This window comes from Leucobacter sp. (genome assembly GCF_053528595.1).
This window is the reverse complement of record NZ_JAIVPF010000038.1, coordinates 1-11,667: the sequence shown is the minus strand read 5'-3', so window position 1 is coordinate 11,667 and position 11,667 is coordinate 1. Positions and strand designations below refer to the sequence as shown.

The 11,667-nt window shown below is 72.2% G+C and carries 7 protein-coding genes; 1 reads left to right on the top strand and 6 read right to left on the bottom strand.

All coding sequences use genetic code 11. From position 1 onward, the window contains the following. The 6 genes from ACWKZU_RS07905 to ACWKZU_RS07880 all read right to left on the bottom strand — a co-directional run. On the bottom strand, positions 1-3,423 hold a 3,423-nt coding region (locus ACWKZU_RS07905; RefSeq protein ID WP_449281772.1), incomplete at its 3' end, for a LamG-like jellyroll fold domain-containing protein. A gap of 71 nt (positions 3,424-3,494) precedes the next feature. Continuing rightward, complete coding sequence (locus tag ACWKZU_RS07900; RefSeq protein WP_449281771.1) at positions 3,495-4,106, bottom strand: hypothetical protein; 612 nt, start codon at positions 4,104-4,106, stop codon at positions 3,495-3,497. Between the two features lie 55 nt (positions 4,107-4,161). Beyond that, on the bottom strand, positions 4,162-5,442 hold the full coding sequence (locus tag ACWKZU_RS07895) for an O-antigen ligase family protein (protein WP_449281770.1): 1,281 nt from the start codon (positions 5,440-5,442) through the stop codon (positions 4,162-4,164). A 6-nt stretch (positions 5,443-5,448) separates the two neighbouring features. Continuing rightward, complete coding sequence (locus ACWKZU_RS07890; RefSeq protein WP_449281769.1) at positions 5,449-7,005, bottom strand: YveK family protein; 1,557 nt, start codon at positions 7,003-7,005, stop codon at positions 5,449-5,451. A gap of 50 nt (positions 7,006-7,055) precedes the next feature. Beyond that, positions 7,056-8,255 (bottom strand): hypothetical protein, encoded by a 1,200-nt coding sequence (locus ACWKZU_RS07885; RefSeq protein WP_449281768.1) that lies wholly within the window; start codon positions 8,253-8,255, stop codon positions 7,056-7,058. A 3-nt stretch (positions 8,256-8,258) separates the two neighbouring features. After that, on the bottom strand, positions 8,259-10,976 hold the full coding sequence (locus ACWKZU_RS07880) for a GNAT family N-acetyltransferase (RefSeq protein WP_449281767.1): 2,718 nt from the start codon (positions 10,974-10,976) through the stop codon (positions 8,259-8,261). Positions 10,977-11,113: 137 nt separating this feature from the next. On the opposite strand from ACWKZU_RS07880, the gene ACWKZU_RS07875 reads away from it, so the two are divergent. Continuing rightward, on the top strand, positions 11,114-11,667 hold a 554-nt coding region (locus tag ACWKZU_RS07875; RefSeq protein WP_449281766.1), incomplete at its 3' end, for a CDP-alcohol phosphatidyltransferase family protein.

The window sequence follows — 11,667 nt, the reverse complement described above, 5'->3', positions numbered from 1 at the left end:
GTCGCCCCAGTCCCAGCTGTACTCCTCGATCGTGCCGTCCGAATCGGTGGAGCCGGAGGCGTCGACCGCCAGGGAGAGATCGGTCGGCGTCGCGGTGAAGGCCGCCGTGGGCGCCTGGTTGGGCGCCACCGAGACCTCGGTGGTCGCCGTGGCGGTGCCTCCGTCGTCGTCGGTGACGGTGAGCGTGATCGTGTAGGTGCCGGCCTCCGCGTAGGTGTGGGAGGCGGTGACGCCGGTGCCGTCCGGCGTGCCGTCGCCCCAGTCCCAGCCGTACTCCTCGATCGTGCCGTCCGAGTCCGTCGACGCCGAGGCGTCGACCTCCACGGCGAGTCGGTCCGCCGACGAGGTGAAGGAGGCGGTCGGACGGATGTTCGGCGCCGCCCCGGTCGTCCCGAGGCCGTGGTGCAGGGCCACGTCGGCCGCCGACATCGCCGCGGGGTAGACCGCGACCTCGTCGATCACGCCGGCGAACGGATTGCCGCCCGGACCCCAGGTCACGTCGCCTCCGACGTGCCAGTACCCGGTGTAGCTCTGCGCCGTCGAGACGGCGTTGGAGCCGAGGAGCTCGCCGTCGACGTAGAGGCGCATTCCCGCGGAGCTCTGCGTCGCGACCACGTGGTGCCACTTGCCGTCGTTGTAGTTCGACGGCGTGGTGAGCCGCTGCTCCGCCCCGGTGTACACGCCGAACACCAGCTGACCGGTGTTCGTCATGTAGACGTGGCGATCGTAGTTCGACGAGTTCGTCGTCGAGCTGCTGCTGCCGAAGCCGAGGATCTTGCCGCCGGCCGAGCTCGTGGTGTTGAACCACGCCTCCAGCGAGTACGTGCGCGGATCCACGAACGAGCTCTCGCTGACGACCTGGCCGCCGGTGAACCTGACGCCGGGGTTCACGACCCCGTGCAGGGGACCCGCCACGTTCTTCGTGTGACCGCCGAGGTAGCGGCCCCGCTGGCCCATTCCCGCCGTGTCGCCCGCGACGGTGCCGGTCGTCTCGTTCAGGCGCCAGTAGAGGTTCGGCGAGAGATCGTAGACGGCCGCGCCGTACGCGTCCGCGGGGCGCGTGCTGGCCGGGGGCGTGCGGCCCGAGGCGGCGTAGTGCGCCTCGACCGCCTGCCGGGTCAGCGGAGCGCTGTAGACGGCGACCTCGTCGATGTCGCCGCGGAAGTAGTTGTTGCCGGCCCAGGTGCGGTCTCCGCCGACGCGCCAGTACCCGTAGAAGTACTGAGCGCTCGTCACGTCGGTGCGCTGCGCCACGCGGACGCCGTCCACGTACAGCACCATCCCGTTCTCGCCGAGCCCGGCGACCACGTGGTGCCACTGGGTGTCGTTGTAGGAGGCGGTCGACGTGATCGTGCGCTGGGCGCCGGCGTTCACGCCGAAGCTGATGCGCCCGTTGGTCTCCATGTAGATGTGCCGGTCGGTGGTGCCCGAGAGGCCCGTCCGGCTGTTGCCGAAGCCGGCGATCTTGCCGCCCGGGCCGTTGTTCGTGTCGGTGCGGACCCACGCCTCGATCGCGAAGGTCTGCGGGCCGATGAGCTGCTTGTCGGTCGCGCCGAAGGCGTTCGAGCCGTTGAACCGCGTGCTGCGGCGGTCGCTCTCGCCCTGGATCGCCCCCGCCTGGTTGCGGGTGTAGGTGCCGTTCAGCGTGAGGTCGGTTCCTCCTCCCCAGTCACGGGCCACGTTGCCGGATGCCTCGTCGAGCGGCCAGTAGCTGCTCGGCAGGTCGCCGAGCACGGTCTCCCGGTACGCGCTCGCGGTCGAGGCGCCGGAGGCGCTCGCGGTCACGGTGCCGCTCAGGATCGAGTTGCCGCGGGAGTCCGTCGCTCTGACGCGGTACGAGTAGGAGGTGCCGGCGGCAACGCTCGTGTCGACGTAGCCGAAGGGCGGTATGGCCCAGTCCTCCTTCTTGGAGCGGAGGGCGTCGAAGGTCTTGATCACGGTGTTGTTGCGCAGCACCTCGTACTTCAGGAACTCGCTGTCGCGATCCCAGTTCGAGGGCCAGCTGATCCGCAGCGAGCCGCCGGCGACCTCTGTCGCAGTGGGCATCCAGTCGGTGTTCCAGAGCAGCGGGCCCTGCGAGTTGGGCGCCTTGGAGGGGATGGCGAAGCGTACGAGCCCCTGCTGGTTCGTGTTGTTCACGCGCGTGAACTCGCCGCCGTACACGAGGTACTCCGAGTTGCCGTTCACCGTCCAGGGGCCCTGCGCAGCACCGCTGACGGTACCCGTGTTGAACGACGGGAACCAGTGCAGCAGCTTGGGCTGCGGGTTGCCGACGAAGTTGAAGTAGCCGAGGTTCAGCGCAGGCGGCACCGGCCGCTCGGCGCTCTTCGTCGTCGCGACCGCGCGGTAGAAGTTCCACGGGTCGCTCTGCGGGAAGCCGCCGGGCAGGCTGCCGCAGTAGTGCGGGTGGCCCGCGCCGTAGACGGTCTCGCCCATCGGGTGCACGTCGTAGAGATCGCCGTGGCAGTCGTTGACCCACACGAGATCCCCGGTGTCCCATGAGGCGCGGAAGCTGCCCTCGAGGTTGCCGCCGGCGCCGAAGGTGTAGCCGACGCCGTAGATGGAGTCCTGGTCGGTCTTCAGCGCCAGGATCGCCGCCTCGTTGCCGGCGTTGCGGATGACGTTGTTGGTGCTGAACGGGAGCGAGGCGCCCGTCTGCGCGTCGACCATGCCGAGACCGTAGCCCGGGTTGTTGCTGCCATTGAGCGTCGGGAAGTCGCCGCCGAGCACGACCTTCGTCTCGTCGGGCGAGACGATGACGGCGCGGCCGCGCCGCTCGACGCCGGGCGCCCAGGGCAGCAGCGTTCCGGAGCGCGTGAGCGCTGCGGCGCCGGCTCGATCCTGTCCCGCGACGCGGCCGAAGGTCCCCGTGATGTAGACCGTCGTATCGGTCGCGGCGACCCCGTCCACGGTGCTGTTGGAGTTGGGGTTGAAGGAGGACAGCGCGCCGCTCGGCAGGTCGAACGCGGCGACGCGGTTGCGCGTGGTCCCGTTGACCGTACTGAAATCGCCGACGATGTACAGCCGGGAGCCGTCGGGGGAGGCCGTGACCTGCCGCACCTGCGCGTTGATGGTCGGCGCGAACGAGGTGATCAGCTGCCCGGTCGTCAGGTTGTAGGCGAGCAGATTGGATCGCGGCGTCTCGTTCGTCCCCGCTGCGGCGCCCGCCGGGCGCGCGCTCGAGAAGGAGCCGGCGGCGTAGACGACGTTGCCGACGACCTCCTGATCCCACACGATGCCGTTGATCTGCACCGTCGGCAGCGCGTCGGCGGTGACCGTCGGAGGATCACCCTCCGGTGGATCGACGTCCGCCCGCGCCGGCTGCGCCGGCAAGAGCATCGCGGCGACCACGGCGAGAGCCGCGATCACAGCTGTCCCAACAGATACCTTGCGCCGCATTGCGGCAGTGGCGATATCGCTCATCAGGCAATCCCATGTTGATAGAACGCTCGACACGTTCCCCAACTAGGTCGAACGATACGTCCTACAACCGTCTACTCCGGGCGAGGCCCTTCGAAGACGACGTCTGGCCCCGTTGCCAGCAGGTCAACGATAACACGCACATTCCCCTCTACCGCAAGAGGCACTGCGAAAACAAGCACCGCGCTCGCATCGGAGCCGGCGGGCACCTCCGCGGGCCAGTTCACCGTCGCGTCGTCGATGAGCGAGACGGCGGGCGTGCGGTCGTCTCCGTTGTATGTGAGGTTGACGCTCGCACCCGCCGTGCTCACGGCCGCCTCCGACTCGTTGACGATGCGCACCTCGACCTTCACGGCGGGGCCCTTGGGCTCGCCCGGGATCCCCTTGCCGGCGGTGATCGCATCGATCGACACCACCTCGACGAAGGCGTCCTCGATCGGCTCCGCCCGCTCCGTCATCGCCAGCTCGAGGGGATCCTCGGTCTTCTCGACGGGGGTGGTCTCGCCGGGTTCGGGCGTGGGCAGGTCGGTCACCTGCGGCGGGACTCCCGGCGAAGCCACCGGGTCCGACGCGCTCGGCGTGTTCGCGAGTATGCCCCAGGTGACGCCGCCGATGAGCACCAGTCCGACTGCGGCTGCCCCCGCCCACCACAGCCGGGATCGCCGTCTTGCAGATGTTTCGACCATGAGCGTGTGTCCTGACGCTGAGACTGGCGCGCATCCCGGTGCGCTTGCGGTCATCCTACGACACTCGCGGGCTCATGCGGAAGGAGGAATCCGCGGGAGCCGCCGGGGTTCCGGGGAGCGTCTCGCCGCCGTGCCGCGAGCGCCGCGTGAGCAGCGTCGCGACGGCGAGGAAGAGGATCAGCGGCGTCGCGCTGTCGACGAGCCCGCTCTCGGTGAGCGAGCGCATCACGATCAGCACGAGCATCGGGAGCAGCACGCCGCGGCGCTCCCGCGATACGAGCGCGGTCGCCGCGCACCAGAGCAGGAGCGCGCCGGTCAGCGCCATGCCGACGATCCCCGCCTGGGCGAGCAGCGACACCCAGCTGCTGTCGAGCACCTGCGTGTCCAGCCACTTCACGTCGACCTCGATCTCCTTGACCGAGAGGCCGAGGCCGATCCACTTCTCCCAGGACTCCCACGGCCAGGCGAGCACCGGCCGCCAGGCGTCGAAACGCGAATCCAGGGCCCCGGTGGCCGCGCTCGTGCCGCCCCGCGAGGCGAGCGTGTCCAGGAAGCCGGTGAAGGTCGCGACCACGTAGGCCACCGGGATGCTGATCAGCAGCACCGCGATGATCCTCCGCTCGAGCCGGCCGTTCGTCAGCACCGCGAGGGCCGCGGCGATCCCCACGGCGAGCAGCGCCGATCTCGAGCCGGTGCTCACGACGATCGCCAGCAGCACCGCCGCGGCCGCGACGTGCCGGATCAGAATCCCTCGGCGCAGCGCCAGCACGACGACGCCGATCAGCGGCACGGCGGCCAGCTCGGCGAGTTCGTTGGGGTGGATCTCCGGCACGCCGCCCCCGAGCCGCCCCGAGGCGAGCGTGCCGATCCCGGTGACCGCGGCCACCACCGCCACGATCGCCATCGCCCACAGCAGGCAGGCCAGCGCGTGGCCCCAGGGCGCGCACGACAGCAGGAGCAGCACGGTCGCCATGAGGATGAGCACCCGGGCGACGAGCACCAGGGTCGGCATCCCGTTCCCGGCGGCGAAGGCCCCCAGCAGCGACACGAGCGCGACGACGGACAGGACGCCGGCGGGGCCGAGCCCGATGGGTATGGCGACGCGCGTGCGCAGGCGCAGGAGCGCGGCGCCGGCGAGTGCGCACACGGCGATCGCGGCCTTCGCGGCGACCACGCCGTCGACGCCCCCGGAGTAGATGGCGTCGCTGCGCCACGGGACGACGCCCACGACCACGAGCAGGAACAGGGCGCCGATGACGAACAGGCGGTCGCGGCTCGGATGCCGGGCGTCGCCGTGGCGCGGAGCGGCGACGTCATCGGCCGTCGTGCTGCCCACCTCGCCTCACCCGCGTTCGGGGACCGGTTCGGGATCCGGGGCCTCGGCGCCGCCCAGGCGATCCAGCTCGTTCCAGGACAGCGAGACGGAGGAGCGCGCGTGCGAGCGGGCGCCGGTGATGAGCACGCCGAGCGGCCGGATGCCCATCACCTGGAAGCGGATCGTGATCGCCAGAAGGTCCGCGACGGTCGTCGCGCGGCTGCGCACGCCGATCACCAGCGGAGCACGGACCGTCGCGAGCAGCGCGGACGCGCCGGGATCGACCACGACGACGACCACGTCCCGCGGGTCGTCGAATCGTTCCACCAGCCCGGGCAGCGCCGATTCGAGCACGTCGATGGCGACGTCCGAGGCCGCGTAGACGGTGTCCGGGCGATCGTCGCCGCACTCGTCGAGGCCGTCGGCGTCCGAGGCTTCGGCCACGTCCGCGGACGTGCCGCGGGCCTCCGCGTCCTCCTCATCCCGGGCCGCGCCGCCGTCGTCCTCGTCACCCCTGGCCGCGTCGTCCTCGATGTCCGGGTCCGACTCGGCGTCCACCGCGTCCTCGGCGATGTCCTCCGGGGCGAGATCCTTCTCGTCGACGTCCTGCCGGGCGTCCTCTTCCGCATCCGCGTCAGCGTCGTCAGGCCGGATCAGCTCGTCGAGCGAGCGGAACCGGCCGGCCGGGAACCGGTTCGGCCGGGTATCGAGCACGTGCGCGAGCCGTCCCGCGCGGCGGTAGGCCTCGACCAGCCCCACGAGGGCGTCGGCCCCGATCGCGTCGGGCTCCGCCGGCACCACCACGATCGACTGCTGCGCGGGTCCCGCCAGCGCCATCACGTTGCTGACGGTCTCGGTGTAGGACGAGGACTGCAGCTCGCCGGCGCGGGTCCGCCCCCACCAGAACCGCGGGGCGCGCGGGATCTGGCCGACCACCGGGAGGCCCGAGGCGCGGCGGATGTCGCCGATCGTGATGAGCCGCCGGTTCGTGGTGGTGCGGTAGAGCGCGATGAGGCAGCCCGCGGCCAGGCCCGTGACGATCCCGAGACCGGTGATGGGAAGCACCTGCGGCGAGATCGCGCTCAGCGGGGGGACCGCCGGGAGCGCCTGGACGAGGCTGACGACGTAGCGCTCGTCGGACTCGTCGTTCTCCGTCTCCTCGATGAGATCGGACATGTGGGCGGCGGCCGAGTTCGCGACCTCCGCCGCCATCTCCGCCGTCGGCGCGTCGGCGCGCACGTCCATGAGCACCGTGTCGGTCGCGTTCGTCGCGGACAGCATGCGCCGGATGTCCCGGTCGCTGTACTGCGCGGGATCGAGGTCCAGATCCTCGCGCACCCCGCTCACCACCGACGGGCTGTCGACGAGCACCGGATACGACTTGATGCGCGCCTGACTGAACTGGTTCCGCTCGAAGAGGGAGGTCTGCGTGGACTCCACCTGCAGCAGGAGGGTGGAGGTCGCGGCGTAGGTCCTCGGCATCGGCCGTGTGATGCCGAAGGCGATCGCGCCCCCCAGGATCGTCGCGACGAGGATGATGATCCATCCCTCGCGCAGGATGCGCCCGTACGGAACGTCGTCCATGGCTCCCCTCCCCGCGGTTCGAGCCAATCTTCCTTGATCTGCTCAACCTATCACCCGGACGCCCGCTCGCCGCGGACGGCCACCCACCTCAGCGCGATTCCGCCCAGCACGGACGCGGCGGCGAGGGCGAACGGCACGACCGCGTAGGACGCTCCGAGCGCCAGGCAGACCAGCGCCGCCGCAGCGGCCAGCACCGTGTCCGCGAGGCGGATCAGGAACACCGCTGCCTGGCGGCCGGAGACCGCGCTGAGCGCTCCGTACGGCGTGACCATCGCCACCGACAGCCCGTACACGATCCACGCGATCACCACCGTGAGATCGAGGTCGATCCCGAAGACGATCGGCCCCGCCCAGGGCCGCAGGGCCAGGGCGATGGCGCTGAGCGCGATCGAGATCAGGATCAGCGCGCCGACCACCCGGTCGGCCTCCCGCAGCGATCCGGCGCCACCGGCCTTCGCGCGATCGGCGAAGCGCACGAAGAGCAGGGAGGAGAATCCGCCGACCACCAGGACGAGCGGCGACACGTAGGTGCGCCCCGCCTCGAGCACGCCGACCGCGGCCACCCCGGCGTATCCGACCACGAGCACCCGCACCGCGGTGAACAGCGCCGGGCGCAGCGTCTGCTGGAGCGCGCGCCAGGAGCCGTACCGCCACACGCTCGCGAGGTCGGGGGCGCGGAGCGGGACGAGCGTGCGCTCGGAGGCGGGGAGCAGGCGCCACCCCGAGACGAGCGCGGCGGCCTGACCGGCCGAGATCGCGAGCAGGAAGACCGCGAGCGTGAGCCCGCCGGTGCTCGAGCCGATGGCGAGGCCCGCCAGGGTCGTCGCGAATCCGATCAGGTCCGCGAGCACGACGCGCACGAAGATCAGGTGCGCGATCATCAGCCGCCGCACGACCTCCATCGTGACGAAGGCGACGAGCGCGACGCCGAAGGCTGCCGTCTCGAGGGGATCGACGAAGCCGGAGGCGAAGGCCACGCTCGCGGCGACGAGCCCGAGGCCCAGCGTCATCGCGAGCGCTGTGAGCTCGAGGGCCGCCCGCACGGGGCGATGGTCGCGGTGGAGCACCACGAGCGAGTCGCCCACGAGGCCCGATACGACCGCCATGGCGAGCACGATCACGCCGTACAGCACCGCGAAGCGCCCGTAGTCGTCGATGCCGAGGAGCCGCAGCACGAGGATCTGGAGGACGAAGCTGACGCCGGCCTGCACCGCCTGCGAGAGGGTGGCGGAGACGGCCTTCCGCTTCATGATTCAGCGCTTCCCGGGCGTCGGGGACCCGGAGCGCGCGCGCGTGCGCTCGGCCGCCCGCTTCCGTCGCGCGCGCCAGGCCGTGCGGACGCGCTTGGCGATGCGCCGCGCCCCGAGGTACAGCGTGCGCCCCGCGAGGGAGAGGGCGCCGAGCGGGGTGCGCGCGATGTGCAGCTGGAACACCGGGCGCCGCCGCGCGCCGAAGTCGGCCTTGTACGCCTCGTCGCCGACGGTCATGTCGAGCACCCGTGCTCCGCGGCCGATCGCCGCCTGGGCGATCTGATCCACGATGAGGAGCCCGAGGGAGAAGTTGCGCAGTCCCGCGACGTCGTATCCGGTGATCACGTACAGCTCCTTCTCCGGCTCGAGCAGGTCGAGCGCGACGGCGGCCGGCTGTCCGCCGACCTCCAGCACGTTCACGATCGCCGGCCCGCCGTCGACGCTGTCGTGGGCGACGGAGCGGTAGAACTCGAAGTAGGCGGGGTCCTGGAACAGATCGACCCCGCCGCGCTCGTCGAAGCGGGCGGCCCGGAAGCCGCGCAGCAGCTCGAGGAGCCGATCGATCTCCTCCGGATCGGTCGCGGTGCGGAGCGCGCATCCCCCCTTCGAGCGGAGGCGCTTGTAGGCCTTCTCCAGGTGGCGCACGGCGCGCGGCTCGAGCCGCGCCCGCCAGCTGTCGACGTCCGCGGCGAGCTCGGCCGGGTGCGCACCGTAGGCATGCGTGCGCGTGCGGGCCCCCGAGAGCAGCACGGCGAGCGGTACCGAGGTCTCGGTGGCGCGCTCGATCAGCAGGAGGTCGAATGCCCCGAGCGCGTCGCGGATGCGTCGGCCGATGGCCGCGTCCCCGCGGATCGACAGCGCGGAGTCGCGGTCGATGACGGGGACGGCGTAGTCGGACACCCCGAGGTCCGCGTACTCGACCACCCGCACGAGGCCCCTGCGGCGCCGCACGAGCGGCAGCACGCCCACGAGCCGGCCGTCCTCGGCGGTGCGCACGGTCACCACGCACCGGCGCGCGCCCCGGACCGGGGCCAGGCGTGCGTAGAGCCGATCGAGCCAGACGCCGTGCTGGAACGCCGACGCCGCCGACCGCGCGTACAGCTCCGCGTACTCCCGGCCGCGGAAGTCGAGGTCGTCCTCCCGGGCGACCACGAACTCCGAGCCGCCCGGCGCCGGGGTGCGGCGGGGCGCGAACCTCGGCGCCATCCTCGACCCGTCGACGGTCTCGATCCCGCCGCCGCTGTTGACCGTGTGCAGGCGGGTGCCGCTCCAGTCCTCCCCGGGGGCGTGCCGGGTCACGACCCGCTGCTCGAAGCCCTCGTCGTCCAGGCGCGTGATCTCGGCGATGCCGAGGGCGGCGCCGTAGCCGCCGCGGCCGTCCTGGACCGGGCGCAGCAGCCTGCCGGCCCGGGGCTCCACCCGTCCGGCGGGGCGGGCGCTGGCGATGTCGACGAGCACCGGGTTGTGGCGGTGCGGCGTCCAGGGCCCCCTGAGATCGGGTGCGGACCACAGGCAGAGCGAGTCGGAGAGGGAGCCGCCGTAGCCGACCGTCGCCGTGAGCCACCAGCGCCCCTCGTGCTCGAAGGGGGTCGCGTCGCTCACCTCGATCCCCTCCAGCAGGATCGAGTGCCGCTCCCAGGACCAGGGGAACGAGACGGCCCGGTAGAGCTCGAGGGTCTTCGCCCCCGAGGACTCGGGGATCATCCACACGTCGTCGTCGTGCGCGAGCACGAAGGGGTACGACAGGTGCACCTCGTGCTGCAGCACCGGCCGCGGCGCGCCCACGGCGCCGTCCGGCCCCCACTCCACGGCCGAGATGACGGCCCTCCCGATCCGATGGTCGAAGTCCTCGACGAACAGGTAGGTGACCCCGTCGTGCTCGAAGGGGAAGGGATCCGCGTAGAAGTGGAGGCCGTCGTCGTCGAGTTCCGCCCACTCGGGCGAGCGCATGCCCGACCCGTCGAGCACGTCCCCCTCCTGCGGGCGGCGCCAGCCGACCCGCCAGTGCGGGGCGCGGTAGAGCGCGCGGTAGAGCCTGCGGATCGCCGCGCCGGCGATCCTGCGCGCGGCGATCGCGAGGTGCGCGCGCGGCGCCCCGGCGCCCGCGCCGGTGCGCGCGTCTGCGCTCGTGTCGGCGGGGGCGGCGAACGGGCTGCCGGCGACGGCGCCCACGATGAGCGTCGACGTCCCCGCGCCGATGTCGGCGAGGGCCGTCGTCAGCAGTCCGGGCTGCTCGCTGCCCGGCCGGCCCCGGGCGCGCACGGCCCCCTCCCCGTCGACCACGGTGACGACGGGCATGCGCCCCGAGCGCAGCGCGGCGGCGGCGGCCCGCTCGCCGGGGGCGCCGTCGTAGCGCACCGACCAGCGCCCCGGGGCGGGGCGGGCGGTGAGGTCGAGCGCGATCGATCCGCCGGGCGACTCCGCCTCCCCATCGGCGCCCGCGCCGACGAAAGCGCCCGCGCCGGCGCCGGTGCTCGCCGTCCCGCCGGCGCTCGGATCGAGCTGCACGCGCCCGATGAGGCCCGGGTCGATGCCGTGCAGCCGCTGCTCGAGGCGGAGCACGCGCTCGAGCCGGCGGTGCTCGGGCGACGGGGGGCCGTCGGCCAGGAGGATCGAGGCGCGGACCCCCGGCAGCTCGCCGAGCCGGCGCACCAGATCCCGATGCCAGGCTCGCTGGGAGCTCGAGTCCACGATGACCTCCACCTGCATGCCCCTCACCATACAGCGATCGTAAGCGGCGGTTCCCAGTCCGCGCGACCCTCGCTACTATCGGAGCAGCGGGGTGGAGGGACGCGGCGGCGCGGCGGCGTGCACGTCCATCCCGAGCGGGGCTGACCCGATGCGAGGGAGCAGAGGATATGAGCAGCAGGACGTCAGACGTCGACGAACCGGGGGGCTCGGGATCCGCGGCGGCGCAGGGAGGCCGGTATCGTGCGGCGCTGACCAGGCTGCAAGCGGCGCAGAAGCCCTCCGCCGGCATCCCCGCCTACTCGCGCTACGTCAACCGGCCGCTCGGCCGGCGGTTCGCCGCCGTCGGCTACGTGTGGGGATTGACCCCGAACGGGGTGACCGCCCTGAGCGCGCTGTCGACTCTGACGGCGATCGTGCTGATCGCGACGGTTCCTCCGGCGCTGTGGTCGGGAGTGCTCGTGAGCGCGCTCCTCATGCTCGGCTACGCGCTCGACGCCGCCGACGGCCAGCTGGCGCGGCTCCGCGGCGGCGGGAGCGTGCAGGGCGAGTGGCTCGATCACACGGTCGACGCGGCCAAGCTGAGCGCGCTCCACCTGGCGATCCTCATCGCCGCGTTCCGCTTCTTCGACGTGCCGACGCCGTGGCTGCTCGTGCCCGCCGGGTACCTGATCGTCGACAACGTGATGTTCTTCAGCATGATCCTCAAGGATCTCCTCGCGCG